Annotated in this window: 19 protein-coding genes; 7 read left to right on the top strand and 12 right to left on the bottom strand. The window is 57.5% G+C overall.

The window, feature by feature from the left end; all coding sequences use genetic code 11:
• Position 1 precedes the first annotated feature (1 nt).
• On the bottom strand, positions 2–1252 hold the full coding sequence (locus U5L73_RS13930; protein WP_322562904.1) for an EAL and HDOD domain-containing protein: 1251 nt from the start codon (positions 1250–1252) through the stop codon (positions 2–4).
• A gap of 42 nt (positions 1253–1294) precedes the next feature.
• A complete protein-coding gene (locus tag U5L73_RS13925) occupies positions 1295–2143 on the bottom strand; it encodes a ferritin-like domain-containing protein (RefSeq protein WP_322562903.1) in 849 nt (282 codons plus the stop codon).
• A 35-nt stretch (positions 2144–2178) separates the two neighbouring features.
• On the opposite strand from U5L73_RS13925, the gene U5L73_RS13920 reads away from it, so the two are divergent.
• Together U5L73_RS13920 and U5L73_RS13915 are read left to right on the top strand one after the other, a co-directional pair.
• On the top strand, positions 2179–2703 hold the full coding sequence (locus tag U5L73_RS13920) for a gamma carbonic anhydrase family protein (RefSeq protein WP_322562902.1): 525 nt from the start codon (positions 2179–2181) through the stop codon (positions 2701–2703).
• Between the two features lie 42 nt (positions 2704–2745).
• Positions 2746–3735, top strand: a complete 990-nt coding sequence (locus U5L73_RS13915) for an Hsp33 family molecular chaperone HslO (RefSeq protein WP_322562901.1) — start codon at positions 2746–2748, stop codon at positions 3733–3735.
• Here U5L73_RS13915 and U5L73_RS13910 read toward each other — a convergent pair.
• The 5 genes from U5L73_RS13910 to U5L73_RS13890 all read right to left on the bottom strand — a co-directional run bounded on the left by U5L73_RS13910 (position 3732) and on the right by U5L73_RS13890 (position 8544).
• Entirely contained in the window at positions 3732–4358 is a 627-nt protein-coding gene (locus U5L73_RS13910; RefSeq protein WP_322562900.1) for an ATP-binding protein, read from the bottom strand. The genes U5L73_RS13915 and U5L73_RS13910 overlap by 4 nt on opposite strands.
• 17 nt (positions 4359–4375) lie before the next feature.
• Positions 4376–4651 (bottom strand): septum formation initiator family protein, encoded by a 276-nt coding sequence (locus U5L73_RS13905; protein ID WP_313873534.1) that lies wholly within the window; start codon positions 4649–4651, stop codon positions 4376–4378.
• Between the two features lie 26 nt (positions 4652–4677).
• A complete protein-coding gene (eno, locus tag U5L73_RS13900) occupies positions 4678–5961 on the bottom strand; it encodes a phosphopyruvate hydratase (RefSeq protein ID WP_296507956.1) in 1284 nt (427 codons plus the stop codon).
• A 61-nt stretch (positions 5962–6022) separates the two neighbouring features.
• Positions 6023–6877 (bottom strand): 3-deoxy-8-phosphooctulonate synthase, encoded by an 855-nt coding sequence (kdsA, locus tag U5L73_RS13895; protein WP_322562899.1) that lies wholly within the window; start codon positions 6875–6877, stop codon positions 6023–6025.
• A complete protein-coding gene (locus U5L73_RS13890) occupies positions 6877–8544 on the bottom strand; it encodes a CTP synthase (RefSeq protein ID WP_313876163.1) in 1668 nt (555 codons plus the stop codon). Before U5L73_RS13890 ends, kdsA begins: the two co-directional genes overlap by 1 nt.
• Before the next feature lie 118 nt (positions 8545–8662).
• On the opposite strand from U5L73_RS13890, the gene coaBC reads away from it, so the two are divergent.
• Together coaBC and dut are read left to right on the top strand one after the other, a co-directional pair.
• Positions 8663–9880, top strand: a complete 1218-nt coding sequence (gene coaBC / locus U5L73_RS13885; protein ID WP_322562898.1) for a bifunctional phosphopantothenoylcysteine decarboxylase/phosphopantothenate--cysteine ligase CoaBC — start codon at positions 8663–8665, stop codon at positions 9878–9880.
• Between the two features lie 18 nt (positions 9881–9898).
• Positions 9899–10345, top strand: coding sequence for a dUTP diphosphatase (dut, locus tag U5L73_RS13880; RefSeq protein ID WP_322562897.1), 447 nt, complete (start codon positions 9899–9901; stop codon positions 10343–10345).
• Between the two features lie 5 nt (positions 10346–10350).
• Here dut and U5L73_RS13875 read toward each other — a convergent pair whose 3' ends face one another.
• Positions 10351–10884 carry an FKBP-type peptidyl-prolyl cis-trans isomerase gene (locus tag U5L73_RS13875; RefSeq protein ID WP_322562896.1) on the bottom strand — a complete coding sequence of 178 codons (534 nt, stop codon included), beginning with the start codon at positions 10882–10884 and terminating at the stop codon, positions 10351–10353.
• 16 nt (positions 10885–10900) lie between these two features.
• Between U5L73_RS13875 and U5L73_RS13870 the strand changes: the two genes are divergently transcribed.
• The 3 genes from U5L73_RS13870 to U5L73_RS13860 all read left to right on the top strand — a co-directional run bounded on the left by U5L73_RS13870 (position 10901) and on the right by U5L73_RS13860 (position 12879).
• Complete coding sequence (locus U5L73_RS13870) at positions 10901–12031, top strand: cupin domain-containing protein (protein WP_322562895.1); 1131 nt, start codon at positions 10901–10903, stop codon at positions 12029–12031.
• A complete protein-coding gene (locus tag U5L73_RS13865) occupies positions 12018–12518 on the top strand; it encodes a hypothetical protein (protein WP_322562894.1) in 501 nt (166 codons plus the stop codon). Before U5L73_RS13870 ends, U5L73_RS13865 begins: the two co-directional genes overlap by 14 nt.
• A gap of 154 nt (positions 12519–12672) precedes the next feature.
• The gene (locus tag U5L73_RS13860) at positions 12673–12879 is read left to right on the top strand and encodes a hypothetical protein (RefSeq protein ID WP_322562893.1); all 207 of its coding nucleotides are present in this window, start codon (positions 12673–12675) and stop codon (positions 12877–12879) included.
• 79 nt (positions 12880–12958) lie between these two features.
• Here the strand turns inward: U5L73_RS13860 and bamC are convergent, their stop codons facing one another.
• From bamC to U5L73_RS13840, 4 genes are read right to left on the bottom strand one after another with little or no spacing between them, the layout of a single operon-like run.
• Entirely contained in the window at positions 12959–14038 is a 1080-nt protein-coding gene (gene bamC / locus U5L73_RS13855; RefSeq protein ID WP_322562892.1) for an outer membrane protein assembly factor BamC, read from the bottom strand.
• 25 nt (positions 14039–14063) lie between these two features.
• A complete protein-coding gene (gene dapA / locus U5L73_RS13850) occupies positions 14064–14960 on the bottom strand; it encodes a 4-hydroxy-tetrahydrodipicolinate synthase (protein ID WP_322562891.1) in 897 nt (298 codons plus the stop codon).
• Between the two features lie 33 nt (positions 14961–14993).
• Positions 14994–15572, bottom strand: coding sequence for a class I SAM-dependent methyltransferase (locus U5L73_RS13845; protein WP_322562890.1), 579 nt, complete (start codon positions 15570–15572; stop codon positions 14994–14996).
• A complete protein-coding gene (locus tag U5L73_RS13840) occupies positions 15572–16396 on the bottom strand; it encodes an SDR family oxidoreductase (protein WP_322562889.1) in 825 nt (274 codons plus the stop codon). The genes U5L73_RS13845 and U5L73_RS13840 overlap by 1 nt, the downstream gene beginning before the upstream one ends.
• Between the last annotated feature and the right edge of the window lie 36 nt (positions 16397–16432).

The raw sequence follows: 16432 nt of genomic DNA, 5'->3' as shown, positions 1-16432 counted from the left end.
CTCAGGTCTCGCCCAATGTCTCTGCCCACGCCAAGGCTTGCAAATGCGCCCAGTTGATTTGTTTTTCAGTCAGTTGCAAGGCTTGTGCACTCTGGGCAAAAGCCTCGTCATCGCCTGATTCGCAAGCCAGGGTGAGCGTGAGGTAGTGCGCAAGTGGCCCGCTCCGGTGGAGCAAAGCCTGGGTCACACTGTCCGGCAGGGTGAGGTTGGACAACGCGGTCTCGAGCGGCATGCCCAGCATGTTGTCGAGCAAGGAGAAGATACCCACGACAAACGCGTGGTCGCAGTCATCGGCGGAGAGGGCCTCTGCGGCCAGTAATTCCATTAGGCGGCCGCGAATCACCGCGGTGGTTCCGATCGCAGGCGCAGCACCGCTCAGTGTCGATGTGGTCAGCAACAAAGCGGCCCACTTGAACAGTCGTTGCAACCCCAGCAGCATGACCGCGTGCTTGAAAGAGGAAACCTCAGTCCGGAGGCCGAATCCTGCCGAGTTGATAAATCGCAGCAGGTTGAAAGACAGGGTCGGGTCACGCTTCAAGACTTCTTCAATCTCTGCGGTACTGGCCTGCTTACGAACCAAGTTGATCAGTTGGAGGATCGTGGCCTGACCGGGGCGCATGCTTTGCCCCTCAACCATGGTGGCCCTGGCGAACCAATCGCCCTGAAATAGTTCGACTCCCAGCTCTTTGAGTTGAAGGTACTGCGCCTGACTCGATACTTTTTCAGCAACGAGAAGGGCTGGGGTTTTCGTTTGTGCCAAGCGTATGAACGAATGCATGGTCGCAGACTTCAAAACAACGGTATCGAACTTGATGTAGGCAGCCAAGGGCAGCCATTCCGCATAGGGCTGGGTCAACACGGAGTAGTCGAACGCCAGCCGAAACCCGCGCGCATGGAGGGCTCGCAGGGTCGGTAGTCGTAGCTGGATTTGATCTATTTGGGACAGCGGCACTGCCGGAATTTGTAGAACAGAGTGTTCCGGCGCAATCAAGTCGACATGGCCCGCTGCCAGGCTGTCGAGCGTGCAATTGACAAACAGCAGGGCCTTGCCAACGAGTGTTTCACTCTCGGCCATGGACAGCAAGTTGAACAGCATCTGGGCGTCGGATGATGCCGTGTGCTCACCCTTTTGGACGCTGCGATTGAAAAGTTCATACCCGACTACGGCTTGGTTCTTGTCGACGATCGCTTGCCGGGCAATCGAGACAGAGGCTGCGCCGGGGTTGGCAAAGGCATTTTCGGTGGGGTACATCAAGCAGCCGGAGAGCCGGCACAGGAAATAGTTGATTCGATTCTAGGTGGTACATGCCGCGTTGGACTGGGCAAAATCGAGCCCAGTTTCGAGCCCGGCGTCGATATCCAGCCTTTGCATTTCGGCGGGGGTAAAGCCTGCGGCTTTGCGAGCTGCGTAATTGAATGGTGGCTTTGGCCGCGGTGCCGCATACCTTGCGGCAGCTTGCGCATAAAACGCACCTGCATCCAAGTTGTGCTGGGCGCAAACCCAGTGGTACCAGCGGTTTCCGGTGGCGACATGGCCCACTTCCTCTGCCAAGATGATGTCCAGGATAGCGCGCGCCTCCATAGCCGCCGCAGTGCCGACCTTGGCGAGTTTGGATTGAATGAGTGGTGTCGCATCCAGTCCGCGCGCTTCCATGGTGCGCGGCACCAGTGCCATCCGGGCAGCGATGTCAGGCGCGGTGTTGTGGCAGATCGTCCAGAGCCCGGTATGTGCGGGAAAGTCGCCATACGCGTAGCCCAGTGCCTTAAGGTGTCCGGACAGTAGGGTGAAGTGCTTGGCTTCTTCCGCTGCCACAGTCGCCCAGTCGCGATAGAACGCTTCTGGCATATGGTCGTAACGCCAAATGCAATCCAAAGCGAGGTTGATGGCATTGAATTCAATGTGCGTGATCGAGTGCATCAAAGCTGCATGCCCCGCAGGTGTGAAGGGCGAGCGGCGGGGAACGTCTTTGGGATCCACGAGCTCCGGGCGAGCCGGTTGTCCCGGTGCGTCAGGGGGCGCAAAGTGGCGTTTTGCATCCACGACGAATGCGGGACAACCAGACTGCAACTCCAACGCGAGTTGCGCTTTATGCTCCGGTACGCTGGCTTGAAAGGCCTTGAGGGCGTGTTCTCTAAGTTCCATCCTTACAATTCTAATTTTGCGCTGCGGGGACTCTGATGGCGGTTTATGAACTTGATGGCATCGCGCCTCAGCTTTCTGAGGGTGTTTGGATCGCAGACAGTGCAGAAGTCATGGGCGCTGTTGAAATTGGCGTAGATGCCAATATATGGTCCGGAGCCGTAGTGCGCGGAGACACGGAAACGATCCGCATCGGTGCAGGAACCAATATCCAGGACGCCAGCGTGCTGCATGCAGACACGGGTAAGCCTTTGACCATTGGCGACAACGTCACGGTAGGGCACCAAGTCATGTTGCATGGTTGCACTATCGGTGATGGCTCTTTGATCGGTATCGGTGCGGTGGTCCTAAACGGTGCTCGCATCGGCAAAGGGTGTTTGGTGGGTGCGGGTGCTTTGGTGACCGAGGGAAAAGAATTTCCTGATGGCAGCATGATCATCGGCAGTCCTGCCAAAGCTGTGCGGGAGTTGACCGAAGCACAGCAACAAGCCTTGGTCGCCAGTGCCAAGCATTACGTTGAAAACGCGCGACGCTTCAGGTCTGGCCTGAAGAAAATCGCTTAGTTATCCGCCCCGCAAGGGGCCTGTTTTTTTTGGAGAAGGTGCATGTCTGAACTGCACAAGTTTTTGTTTGATGGCTTACCGGTTCGGGGAGCCATTGTGCGTTTGACAGACACCTGGCAAGAGATTTTGCGGCGACGCGCTTCCAGTACTGAGCATGGCGCCTACCCGGAGCCTGTGCAAAGGCTGTTGGGTGAGATTACAGCGGCAGCGACCTTGATGCAGTCCAACATCAAGTTTGACGGTGCGCTCGTCCTGCAAATTTTTGGTGATGGTCCGGTCAAGCTGGCGGTCACCGAGATCCAACCCGACTTTAAGGTGCGCTCTACCGCCACTATTGCGGGAGACATTGCGCCTGACATGCTGTTGAGCCAGATGGTGAACGCGCAAAATGAAGGGCGTTGCGCGATTACCCTGGACCCCACCACCAAGTTCCCTGGTCAACAGCCTTACCAGGGTGTCGTGCCCTTGTTTGATGACAGTGGCAAGCCGCTGGAGCGTATCAGCGAGGTCTTGGAGCACTACATGCTGCAGAGCGAGCAGCTGGATACCACGCTGGTATTGGCCGCCAACGACAAGGTGGCGGCGGGTCTTTTGATCCAGCGCTTGCCGATGCAAGGGGAGGGGAATCTCTCAGGCAGCATGGTGTCCAAAGAGAACGAGGATGAAATTGGGCTTAACGAGCACTACAACCGTATTTCCATCCTGGCTAAGAGCCTGAAGAGTGAAGAGTTGCTGGAGCTGGATGTCGACACGATTCTTCGACGCCTTTTTTGGGAAGAGCCCTTGACCCGGTTTGAACCCTTGGTCGGCGAGACTGCGCCGCGCTTTAGCTGCAATTGCAGCCGTGAGCGTGTGGGCAAAATGATTGTCGGCCTTGGGCGTGAAGAGGCGGCCAGCATTTTGGCGGAACGTAGCGATATCGAAGTCGCTTGCGAGTTTTGCGGTGTGCAGTACCGGTTTGACCCGGTGGATGCCGCTCAGCTGTTCACCGATGCGGTCCAATTGCAGCAGGGGCCTTCAGGCACCCACTAACGGGCTAGCAAAGACCTGAAGAGGCTGTGTTCACAGGTCGCGTCCGAACACTTCTCACATTGGCCAAGCCAACGTGCGTATTGTTCGGCGGCTTGGCGATCGTCTTCCATCTGGTCGGGCAACACGATCCGCAAGGCAGCCTTGAGCCGCAAGGAGCCTTTACCCCACACCATCGAGCAGGCGATGTCGTGTTCCTGCAAGACCGTTTGCAGGCGCTGATGGACCCGCTGTTGCCCTGCAGGGCTGTCGCGCTGGTAGCCATCTTCCACCCAAGGCAAATCTAAACCCGTGACTAGCACATGCGAGTAGGTGCGCAGGTCCGCGAGGGCTTCGGTGTAGAGGCTGACATCTTGGAAGAGCACATCGCTATAAATGGCCGTCATCAAGGCCGTGGTGTCACAAATCACGGCCATCCCATGGGGTGCGACAACACGGCGTGTTTGCTCCATGGCAATGCCGGCTTGTTCGTCGGGGCGGGGTGTTCTTTGGTGCAGATCGCACCATTCGCGCAAATATTCAGAGACGGTCACTGCGGGAGTGCCGGCGGCTTGTAGCGCGAGCGTCAAATCGTGCGCGAGGGTACTTTTGCCGGTCGATTCCGCGCCGAGAATCGCTATTTTCATGCCCATAGCTATCAAGCTCAGCGGGCAATCTGAACGTAAATCTCGTTCGCCTTCACCATGCCCAATTCAGAGCGTGCTTTCTCTTCGACAATTTCCAGGCCTTCTTTCAGGTCGTGGATTTCAGCTTCGAGACGCTCATTGGCTTGGAGTGCCTGCGCGTTGAGCTGTTTTTGTTCTTCTAGTTGTTTGGACAGACGGGCGACGTCCGGAATGCTTCCACGACCGAACCACAGCTGACCATGCAGGATCAGCAGGAGCGCAATCAACATGACAGGGACCCAGCGGTTACCCATGGCAGTGGTTCGGTCGATGGAGAGGCTTAACGCAGGTTGTAGAACGCCGCGCGGCCGGGGTACACGGCCACATCACCCAAGTCCTCTTCGATGCGGAGCAACTGGTTGTACTTGGCCATACGGTCGGAACGACTCAGGGAACCGGTCTTGATCTGGCCGGCGTTGGTGCCCACAGCGATATCAGAGATGGTGGAGTCTTCAGTTTCGCCCGAGCGGTGGCTGATGACGGCGGTGTAGCCGGCACGCTTGGCCATTTCGATGGCGGCGAAAGTTTCAGACAAAGTGCCGATCTGGTTGATCTTGATCAGGATCGAGTTGGCTATGCCTTTGTCGATGCCTTCTTTCAAGATCTTGGTGTTGGTCACGAACAAGTCGTCACCCACGATTTGCACCTTGGCACCCAAGCGGTCAGTCAGTACTTTCCAGCCGTCCCAGTCGCCTTCAGCCATGCCGTCCTCGATGCTGATGATGGGGTATTTGTCGACCCAGGTGGCCAGCATATCGGTCCACTCTTGGGCGGTCAGGCTCAGGCCTTCACCTTCGAGTTCGTATTTGCCGTCTTTGTAGAACTCAGAGGCTGCGCAATCCAGGCCGAGGGCGATTTGCTCGCCTGCCACGTAGCCAGCCTTGTCGATGGCTTGCAGAATCATCTGGATCGCTGCTTCATGGTTTGCCACGTTGGGGGCAAAACCGCCTTCGTCGCCCACTGCCGTGCTGATGCCCTGGTCGTGCAGGATTTTCTTGAGCGCATGGAACACTTCGGCACCCCAGCGCAGGGCTTCGCGGAAGCTGGGCGCGCCCACGGGGATGATCATCAACTCTTGCAGGTCAAGGTTGTTGTTGGCGTGTTCGCCACCGTTCATGACGTTCATCATGGGAACGGGCATTTGCACGCTGCCCATGCCGCCGAAGTAACGGTACAAAGGCAAGCCTGCCTCTTCGGCGGCAGCGCGGGCTACTGCCATGGAGACAGCCAACATCGCGTTGGCGCCCAAGCGGGATTTGTTTTCGGTGCCGTCCAAGTCAATCAATGTCTTGTCCAGGAAAGCTTGCTCGGAAGCGTCGAGGCCCAACACGGCTTCAGAGATTTCAGTGTTGATGTGCTCAACCGCTTTCAACACGCCTTTGCCGAGGTAGCGCTTCTTGTCGCCATCACGCAGCTCAATGGCTTCGCGGGAACCAGTGGATGCGCCGGAGGGCACAGCTGCACGGCCCATGGTGCCGGATTCCAGCAGCACGTCGCATTCAACGGTAGGGTTGCCGCGAGAGTCAAGAATCTCTCGGCCGACGATGTCAACAATTGCGCTCATTAGTTTCTTTCCAGTTCAAAAACACACAAACAAAAAACGTCAAATCCCATCTTGCCGCCGATCACTGGAAGTTGTCTTCCAGCAACGGGGTTTTTTTGGTTACGGAATCCAGCGCGACCAAAGTTTCCAACAACGCTTTCATATGGCGCAGTGGGACGGCATTGGGACCGTCAGACCAAGCTTCTGCGGGGCGTGGATGGGTCTCCATAAAGAGTCCCGCCACGCCGGCAGCCACACCGGCGCGGGCCAACACAGGCACCATGTCACGCGCGCCACCACTGCTGCCGCCCAACCCGCCAGGCTTTTGCACGGAGTGGGTCACGTCGAAGACCACTGGGGCGCCTGACTTCCGCATCTCGGCCAAGCTGGTCATGTCCGCCACCAGGTTGTTGTAGCCAAAGCTCACACCACGCTCGCAAGCCAAGAAGCGGTCAGGAAAGAGGCCGACTTCTTCTGCAGCAGCACGGGCTTTGTCGATCACATTCTTCATGTCCCAAGGGGCAAGGAATTGCCCCTTTTTGATGTTCACCGGCTTGCCGCACTGGGCAACGGCGCGGATGAAGTCAGTTTGGCGGCACAAGAACGCGGGTGTTTGCAACACATCCACCACGCTGGCGACTTCGACGATATGCGACTCGTCATGCACATCGGTCAAGATGGGCAATTGCAGTTGGCGGCGTACTTCGTCGAGAATTTTCAGTCCGGCATCCAAGCCGACACCACGCTTGCTGGTCCCGGAGGAGCGGTTGGCCTTGTCGAACGAGCCCTTGTAAATCAAGGGGATGCCCAAGCTGGCGCATGCCTCTTTGAGCTGCCCTGCCACTTCGATGGACATTTCCAATCCCTCGATGGAGCAGGTTCCGGCGATCAGGAAAAAGGGACGATCGAGACCGATCTCAAAATCGCAAAGCTTCATCAGGCAACCGCTTTCAAACTTTTTCCACCGTTCTGGTGCTCAACGGCCGCTTTGATAAATGCATTGAACAATGGATGGCCGTTCCACGGAGTGGACTTGAACTCCGGGTGGAACTGCACACCCACATACCAAGGGTGAACACTTTCCGGCAGTTCCACGATCTCGGTCAGTTGCTCGCGCTGGGTAAGCGCAGAAATGACAAGGCCGGACGCACGAAGGGTGTCGAGGTAGTTCACATTCGCCTCGTAGCGGTGGCGGTGGCGCTCGGTGACGACATCCCCGTAGATCTTGTGGGCCAGCGTGTTTTTGGCTACATCAGAGCTTTGTGCGCCCAAGCGCATGGTGCCGCCAAGATCCGAATTGACATCACGGGTTTTGATCGTTCCGTCCGCATCTTTCCACTCGGTAATCAGGGCGATCACAGGATTCGGGCTTTCAGGATCAAATTCGGTGCTGTTGGCATCTGTCAAGCCGGCTACATGGCGGGCGAATTCGATGGTGGCAACCTGCATCCCCAAGCAAATGCCCAAATAGGGCACTTTGTTCTCGCGGGCAAAACGGGCGGTGCTGATCTTGCCTTCAATGCCTCGCTTGCCGAAACCGCCGGGCACCAGAATGGCGTCGTATTTCGCCAGCTGGTTTGCCGTGCTGGCTTCAATGGTCTCGGAATCCACGTGTTCGATTTTGACGCGTACATGATTTTTCATGCCGGCGTGGCGCAGGGCTTCGTTGACCGACTTGTAGCTGTCGGTCAGGTCTACATACTTGCCGACCATGGCAATGGTGACTTCGCCCTGGGGGTGTTCTGTCGCGTACACCAGATCATCCCAGCGCTTAAGGCTTGCAGGTGGTGTGTTTAGGCGGAGCTTGTCGCAAATCAGGCCATCCAGGCCTTGCTCGTGCAACATGCGCGGCACTTTGTAGATGGTGTCCACATCCCACATGGAGATCACTCCCCATTCAGGCACATTGGAGAACAGCGAAATTTTGGCGCGCTCTTCATCAGGAATCGGGCGATCCGCGCGGCACAAAAGAACATCCGCTTGGATACCGATTTCGCGCAACTGCTTGGCAGTGTGCTGGGTCGGCTTGGTCTTGAGTTCGCCAGCCGCTGCAATCCAGGGGAGGTAGCTCAGGTGGACAAACGCGCTGTTATTGGGGCCGAGCTTGAGGCTCATTTGGCGCACGGCTTCGAGGAAGGGCAACGACTCGATATCGCCCACGGTTCCGCCGATTTCGACGATTGCCACGTCCACAGCATCCGGCTCGCCGAACCGCGCACCGCGTTTGACGAACTCCTGGATTTCGTTGGTCACATGGGGAATGACCTGGACTGTTTTGCCCAGATAGTCACCGCGGCGCTCTTTGTCGAGCACGCTTTTGTAAATTTGACCCGTGGTGAAGTTGTTGGTCTTGCGCATGCGCGTTTCGATGAAACGCTCATAGTGGCCGAGATCCAAGTCAGTTTCTGCGCCGTCGTCGGTGACGAACACCTCGCCGTGCTGCAGGGGAGACATGGTCCCGGGATCAACGTTGAGGTAGGGGTCCAGCTTGATGAGGGTGACTGTCAGGCCCCGCGATTCGAGGATCGCAGCAAGGGAGGCTGAGGCGATTCCCTTTCCAAGGGAAGACACCACACCGCCGGTGACGAAGACAAATTTGGTCATGTCAGGGGCGAACTTGAGGGTTCGATGAGGTGGTAAAGCGAGATTATAGGCGTCTGCTACATTGCGGCGGTCTGCGGCAGCGCCATCGTGCTGTTCGCCATCATGAAATGAGTACGACATGGACCTTTCCGGTAAGCACATTGTTCTGGGTTTGACAGGCGGTATTGCCTGCTACAAAGCGGCTGAGCTGTGCCGTGCGTTGATCAAGCAGGGGGCCACCGTGCAGGTCGTGATGACCGAGGCCGCCGCGCAATTCATCACGCCGGTGACCATGCAAGCGTTGAGCAATCGCCCGGTATTTGATTCGCAGTGGGATGCGCGCGAGCACAACAACATGCCGCATATCAATCTGAGCCGCGAGGCCGACGCCATTCTGATCGCGCCCTGCAGCGCCGATTTCATGGCCAAACTGTTGCATGGTCGAGCCGACGATTTGCTGAGCCTGATGTGCCTTGCGCGGCCTATTGAGAGCGTGCCGCTGATCATTGCCCCCGCCATGAACCGGGAGATGTGGGCGCACCCTGCCACCCAGCGCAATCTCGCGCAGCTGCGTGCGGATGGCACCCATGTGCTGGGCGTGGGAAATGGAGACCAGGCCTGCGGCGAGACGGGCGATGGTCGGATGCTGGAGCCAGACGAGTTGCTGCAGGAGGTTGTTGCATTTTTTCAGCCCAAGCTTCTGGCGGGGCAGCATGTGGTGGTCACTGCGGGGCCCACCTTCGAGGCCATTGACCCGGTGCGTGGCATTACCAACCTCTCCAGCGGGAAAATGGGATTCGCTATTGCCCGAGCTGCGCGCGAGGCAGGGGCTGAGGTGACCTTGATCGCCGGCCCGGTGGGCTTGGCAACGCCGCAGGGCGTTCGGCGGGTCGATGTGAAATCGGCACTCGATATGCACCTAGCTAGCACAGAACATGCGCACTGCGCTACTGTGTTTATAGCAACGGCTGCGGTGGCAGACTGGCGCCCTGCGGCTGCGGCCAACCAAAAGCTCAAAAAAGACGGCAGTGGTGCCACGCCGAAACTCGAGTTTGTGGAAAACCCCGACATACTGGCCGATGTGGCCCAAACCGAGCGCGCGGTGCGTGGTGATCTCTATTGCGTCGGCTTCGCTGCGGAGAGCCATGATTTGTTGGCCCACGCGACGGCAAAGCGACTGCGAAAGAAGGTGCCGCTGCTGGTGGGCAACATCGGTCCCGCGACCTTCGGTCAGGACGACAATGCGCTTTTGCTCATCGATGCTGCCGGTTCTACCGAGCTGCCCCGCAACTCCAAGCTGCATTTGGCGCGGCAACTTGCGGCCGAAATCGCCAAACGGCTGCACGCTACCTCTTAATTTTTCACACTGAACATCATGAAAATCGACGTCAAGATCATCGATCCCCGCTTGCAAAATAACTTGCCAACCTATGCCACCCCGGGCAGTGCTGGCTTGGACTTGCGCGCTTGCCTGGACGCACCGCTAACCCTGGCTCCCAATGCATGGCAACTGGTACCTACCGGCATGGCAATTTATCTCGAGGATCCTGCGTACGCGGCGCTGATTCTGCCCCGCTCCGGGCTGGGGCATAAACATGGCATCGTGCTGGGCAATCTGGTGGGTTTGATCGACAGCGATTACCAAGGCCAACTCATGGTGAGCGCTTGGAACCGCAGTGAAGTTCCGTTCACTATCGAGCCGATGGAGCGCATAGCCCAGTTGATGATCGTGCCGGTGGTGCAAGCCCAGTTTAATGTGGTGACCGAATTCCCCGCGTCACAGCGCGGGGAGAGCGGTTACGGCTCCACTGGTAAGGCCTGATCGGCTTAGTGCAAGTGATCGTTGCCTGGGGCTTGCTCGTGCAAAGGCTGGACCCGGAAGAACCCGGTACCCAAGGTGCCAGAGCCGATTTCTTCTTCAGTGGCTTCCCTGACGGACTCTACTTTGAGTTGGATACGGATGGCGATACCCGCTAGCGGGTGGTTGCCATCCAGAACCACGTGTTCGGGGTAAATATCTGTGATGGTGTAGAGCGCGTCTTTGGGCGCGTCCGGGTTGCAACCTGCGGGTAAGGCATAACCCTCCATGGTCAGGCCTTCTTGCAGTTCTGCGGGGAACAGGCCGCGCGGCTCCAAGAAAATCAACTGGTCATTGAAATCGCCGAAAGCCTCTTCCGGCTCGATTTGCAATTGCACTTTATCTCCGGCTACGTGGCCTTGCAGCGCAGCTTCGATGGGGGGCAACAAGTCGTTGCCGCCCAATAAAAACTCAACCGGCTCGTCCAGAACGTCCAGTTCTTCGCCCAGTGTGTCTTTCAGCGTCCATGTGAGGGCAACGACGCATTGTGTGGTGATTTCCATAAGGCAGAATTCTCCCATGAACATTGAAACCCCACTCCAGCTGCTCGGCGGCATCAGCCCGGAAACCTTCATGCAGCGCTACTGGCAAAAGAAGCCGCTGGTGATCCGTCAAGCCATTCCCGGATTTTCTCCATTACTGGAGCGCATCGAGCTATTGGAGCTGGCCGCGCAAGAAGACGTGGAGTCGCGTTTGGTGGTGCAGGGTGCCCCCGGCAAAGGGGATGCATGGAAATTCAAGCACGGGCCTTTTGCCCGCAAGGCCCTGCCGCCGCTCAAGCAAGCGGGTTGGACCTTGCTAGTGCAGGGGGTAGATTCGCATGATGAGCGGGTGCATGGCTTGATCAATCAGTTCCGTTTTGTGCCGGATGCGCGCCTTGACGATTTGATGATCAGCTACGCCACAGACCAAGGCGGTGTGGGCCCCCATTTCGACAGCTATGACGTGTTTTTGCTGCAGGCCCATGGCCGCCGTCGCTGGCGCATTGGCCGGCAGAAAGACCTGTCACTGGTCCCTGATATGCCGCTCAAAATCCTGGCCAATTTCGAGCCGGAAGAAGAGTTCGTGCTCGAACCCGGCGATATGTTGTACCTCCCGCCCAAATACGCCCACGATGGTGTTGCAGAGGGGGAATGCATGACCTATTCCATCGGTTTCCGCTCTCCTTCGCAGGCGGAGTTGGCGCAAGAGGTTTTGCAACGCATTGCTGAGCAAGCGATGGATGATTTGCCGGCAACCCTTTACACCGACCCCAAACAAGCGGCAGTTGAAGCCCACGCTGAGTTGCCATCCACCATGCTGGAGTTCGCTCAGGCTGCAGTGCAGTCAGCGCTGAAGGACCCTAAAGCCATCGCCCGTGCACTGGGCGAATATTTGAGTGAACCGAAGGCCAACGTATGGTTCGATGGCGAGGGCCAAGACGTCGCGGGTGCCATCCGCTTGGATCGCCGCACCCGTATGCTCTACGACGCGCATCATGTATTCATCAACGGTGAAAGCTTCAATGCCGCAGGTCGAGACGCGCAATTGATGCGCCAACTGGCCGATATGCGCCAATTAGACGCGAAAGAGGTACGTCGCTTGAGTGAGGGGGCAATCACCTTGGTGCAGGAATGGTGCGATTCCGGATGGTTGCATGTCGACCAATGAGGCATCATGGTCAGGTGAGGGGGCGTTTCTAGGCCCCTCTGAGTTTGCAGAGGCCGTCCGGCAAGGCATCGACCTTGCTGGCCTGGAAGGCTGGAGCCAGATGGTCTGGGTCGATGTTGATTTTGCGGATTGGCCGTTGCGCGAAAAAGCGGTTATCGAATCTCTCCAGCGATGGGTCAAGCCCGGGCGACGGCTGACCATGATTGCAAAGCGTTACAACCAGGTCACGCTGCTGCACCCCCGCTTTGTGCAGTGGCGCGTGACTTGGGGTCACCTTCTGGATTGCCGGGTGGTCAAGCATCTTGACGAGTCTGAAATGCCCAGCGCCTTATTGAGCCCCGCGTGGTTCTTGCACCGTCGCGATGCCGAGCGTTCGGTCGGTGTGTGGTCTCGTGAGGCCCGCTCGAAACTGAATTTAAAAGAATCGGTTGACGAGTGTTTCCGTCAAAGCTCCCCCGGTTTTCCGGCCTCCGTTTTGGGACTTTAAGGTTCAAGAGGGTTTACCCGTACGCACTGTTTTGGGTCTTGTATAATTTCAAGCTCTGATGGAAAGAGACCGAATGCTTTACGTCAGGGCTGGGTGGTTCGCTATCCAGACAATTTCCGGAAATTGTTTCGTTAACTCACTGAAGTCTTTAAAAATGAACAAGTCTCTCGTTTTGGCAGCATTGATTGCTGCTGCTGCTTTGGCTGCTTGCGGTAAGAAAGAAGAAGCTCCCGCTGCAGCTCCTGCTGCTGTTGAAGCTCCTGCCGCTGCTGCATCCGCTCCTGAAGCCGCTGCTCCTACAGCTGCTGCTTCCGAAGCCATGGCTCCTGCAGCTGCTGCTTCCGAGCCAGCCAAGCAATAATCTGCTTGCAGACGAAAAAAAACCACCTTTCGGTGGTTTTTTTTTGCCGGTACATCGCCTCATGGCGATGCATCCGTGGTTACTTGATATCGTCGGCAATGATTTGCACGATTCTTTGTGCAACTGCGGTGCTCTCGGGGTTGCCATTGGCGTCCAAAACGCTGACTGTGGATTTTTCACCTGCACTACGGACCGCAATTTGGTACTTCTGGGCAACGTTGGCCTTAGTACCATTGAACATTTTGCTGAAAAAACCAGGCTCCGCTTTGTCTGACGTCAGTTCTTGATAGCGAACAAAGTAAACACCTTGCTTTCGGTCCCGATCTTCTACCGTGAAACCGGTTCTATCTAAAGCGAGCCCTGTGCGGCGCCATGCCCGGTCAAAGCCCTCGTCCAGTTGAACGGCTGGCTGTCCATTCAAGCTCGTGACCGTAGCTACTCGCTTTGGGACGCTATTGGCCACGAGTACCTTGGATTGCTCTTGCGAGACCCCCAGTTTGACCATCAAGCGACGCAGGAATTCTGCTTCCAACTCCGGGTCGGCTGCACGTGGTTGCCACACAGTTTGGTCACTGCGATCGGTGGTGTAGACCTCTACCATGCCCCGGTGGCTGATGAAAATTTCGGTGTTTCCGTTGCTATCCCGCTCTAGGCGCGTACGGAACTTGTCTCGCTCCGGGGTAGAGTAAAAAGAATCCAACAGTTTGCCCAGCGAGGCACGCAAGAAATCTTGAGGGAGCTTGGCGCGGTTTTCCGCCCAGTCGGTTTCCATGATTCCCAGTGTGTCCTGGTCAATCGCTAACAGGAATCCGTTCTCTTGCCAGAAGTCTTTCACCGGTTCCCATAGTTTGTCGGCGGGGCGATTCACCACCAGCCAACGCTGGTTGCCTGCGCGCTCGATTCTGACGTCACCCACCGCCAATGCCGCTACGTCGGATTTTTCCGTCACCGCCTGGGTTGTCTTGGTGGCATTTGCAGAGACTGCACCACCCACCACGGTGTAGGGGGTGTCTTTGTTCAACTGGGTGAGATCGGGCGGAACGTCCAAGCGAGGGGCTTTTGCTGCAGAGCGGTAGTCCACTTTGTCTGTTTCCAGCGCGGTACAGGCTCCCAAGCCAATCGTCGCGCTGAGCAAAATAACTTTAGAAATCGAATTCACAAAAATCCTCAAAATGGCAACGCGCTTAGATCAGACCAGCGGTTTGCATGGCCTTTTCAAGGGCGGGTTGGCTGGCTTCTGTCAGCTGTGTCAAAGGCAAGCGCAGTGCGGGCTTGCTCAGGCCCATGCGCGCAACCGCCCACTTCACAGGAATCGGGTTGGACTCGATGAATAGAGTCTTGTGGACGGGCAAAAGTTTCATCTGGATTTCCGTGGCGCGGGCTACGTCCCCGGCAATGGCTGCCTTGCAGAGCTCATGCATCAGACGCGGTGCCACGTTGGCAGTCACGCTCACGTTGCCATGGCCGCCGCACAACATCAGCGCCACCGCGGTCGGGTCGTCGCCGCTGTAGATCGAAAACTCTTTTGGTGCATCTTTGATGAGCCACTGGGCACGCTCAATGTTGCCGGTTGCTTCTTTGATACCCACGATTCCGGGCACTTGTGTCAGGCGCAAGACGGTGTCGTGAGCCATATCGGCCACCGATCGACCGGGCACGTTGTAAAGCACGATCGGCAGGTCGCCAGTAGCTTCTGCAATGGCCTTAAAGTGCTGGAACTGGCCCTCTTGGGTCGGCTTGTTGTAGTAGGGCACGACTTGCAATTGGCAGTCTGCGCCTACTTGTTTGGCAAAGCGGGCCAAGGCAATCGCCTCGCGGGTGGAGTTGCCGCCACAGCCGGCCATGATCGGCACCCGCCCGGCGGATTGCTCGACCGACACGCGGATGATTTCGCAATGTTCTTCAACACTGACGGTGGGGGACTCACCGGTGGTGCCCACGACGCCAATGCAATCGGTGCCCTCGGCGATATGCCAATCGATGAGTTTGCGCAGCGCGGGGTAATCCACGGAGCCGTCGTCAAGCATCGGAGTGATAAGGGCTACGATGCTGCCCCGGATTGGACCTTTAGAAGCGTTCATGTCGAGTGTTGAATCTATAAACAAACATTTTAACTAGAGTGCATAGCGCGCCGGAGCGCCGTTGGGTGCACTTGGGGTAAAGATACGTGTGGCCGCAATGCGCTGCACGAAACGGTCGGGTTCCTCTAGAAAACCGTTTTCGTAGGCCACGATGTGCAAAACGCTACAAATCTGCAGCAATTCACCGTTTTTCAGCAAAAAATCAGGCCGGGCAGGGCGCCCCACCGTCTCGTTGCCCGCAGCAAATGTTTCATAGAGCAAGACGCCGCCCGATGCCAGACTGGCCAGTAATGTGTCCATGAGTGGCCGCCACAGGTAATGGGTCACCACAATCGCGTCAAACAACTCAGGCTCGGCGTTGGCCTCGTTCACCAAAGGCCATGGCGCGTTTTCGATATCGGCCCGCACGAGTCTGACATTTGGCATGACTTGGCGAGCACTTTCAATATCTTGGTCGACGCCTGTCACCTTGCAGCCGCGCCCGGCAAACCAATGAAGGTGGCGCCCACTGCCGCAAGCCACGTCCAAAACTGAGGCAGCCGGCGGGATGAGGTGGCTCCAGCGCTGAATCCAGGGCGACGGTGCAGACAACTGCCGGTGCGGTGTGTGCATCACTTGGGCTTCACTTCATCTTTGAGCGCCGCCATCGCCATGTTCTCCACAACGCCCGGTAACAAGAGTTTGAGAAAGCGCCCGAGCTTGCCTTGGGCGGTCATCACCACTTCGCGCTGGCGTTTTTGCATGCCGGTGGCAATCAGGTAGGCGCACTCGGAGACGGTCATGGCCTTGTCTTCCTTGAGGCCGCTGGAGCCCGCGACCTCGCCCTTGGCGTTGAGGCCGTGCGCGCGGATGTCGGTCAACACCACGCCGGGGAAGGCGGTAGTCACACTCACACCTGACGGCTTGAGCTCAGCGCGCAGCGCTTCGAAAAAGCCCGTCATCGCAAACTTGGACGCGCTGTAGGCCGTGCGCCCGGGCACGCCAATCAGGCCTGCCAGCGAAGACACCGCCACAATGCGCCCTTGGGCTTGCTTGATGTGGGGCAACGCTGCATGGGTGCACCACACACTGCCCCACAGGTTGGCGCGCATCAGGTCCTCGTACCAATGCAGGTCTTGGGCATCCACGTCCTGAAACAGCGCTTGAGCAGAGACGCCGGCGTTGTTGACCAGGGTGTCAATCCGCCCGAAAGCGTCAATAGTGGCCTTAATCAAGGCGCGGCATTGGGCTTCCACAGACACGTCGGTCGGCACCACCAAAACTTGGCTGCCCTTGGCACGGCAAATGTCTGCCACTGTGTCCAGCCCTTTGCGCTTGCGGGCGGCCAGCACCAGGCTCAGTCCCGCGCCATAACGTGTGGCCAGCTGCCGCGCGAGTTCAGCGCCTATGCCTTCAGACGCGCCGGTGATGATGGTGACAGTGGTACTTGTGGTCATGGGGGGCTGGGCTCAAAAACAGGCCCATACCTGATT

Source organism: Rhodoferax sp., assembly GCF_034520025.1.
In the GTDB taxonomy this organism is placed as follows: Bacteria; Pseudomonadota; Gammaproteobacteria; order Burkholderiales; family Burkholderiaceae_C; genus Allorhodoferax.
This window is presented reverse-complemented; position numbering and strand designations above follow the sequence as displayed.